This window comes from Pseudomonas sp. SB113, from assembly GCF_040754745.1.
Lineage (GTDB): Bacteria > Pseudomonadota > Gammaproteobacteria > Pseudomonadales > Pseudomonadaceae > Aquipseudomonas > Aquipseudomonas grimontii.
In genome coordinates, this window is record NZ_JBFMHW010000174.1 from 1 (window position 1) to 449 (window position 449).

General features: G+C 61.0%; 1 protein-coding gene. It reads right to left on the reverse strand.

Features of this window, described 5'->3' with window-relative positions; translation table 11 throughout:
* Positions 1-62: 62 nt before the first annotated feature.
* The coding region (locus tag AB1462_RS32030; protein WP_367249118.1) for an AI-2E family transporter at positions 63-449 on the reverse strand (387 nt) is incomplete at its 5' end.

A 449-nucleotide genomic window follows, 5' to 3' on the forward strand; every position in this document is an offset into this window, starting at 1 on the left:
CGAGTATCCTGCGACATGGCCAAGATCGAACGGAAGCTGCCGTGGCTTTTCCAGTCTCGACATCACGATACCGAACGCGGGCTCCGAGGCCGCGGCGTCTTGTGCTCAGGCGCCTCCAGCTCTTCGTAATTGCCCTTGTAGAGCGGCGATTCGAGGTAGCGGCCGATGGCGAAGCGGACAAGAACGCCGATGGCCGCGGCAATCGGCACGGCAAGTAGAAGTCCCACGAAACCGAACAGAGCACCAGCGGCAAACAGCGCAAACATCAGCCAGACCGGGTGTACACCCACACTTTTGCCGACGAGTTTCGGCTGCAGGATGTTGCCTTCGATGAACTGGCCGACAAAGAACACACCGGCGACCGCAGCGACCATGATCCAGTCCGGCCAGAACTGCACGAGCGCCACGCCGATTGAAACGACCAGACCGACCAGCGACCCGACATAGGG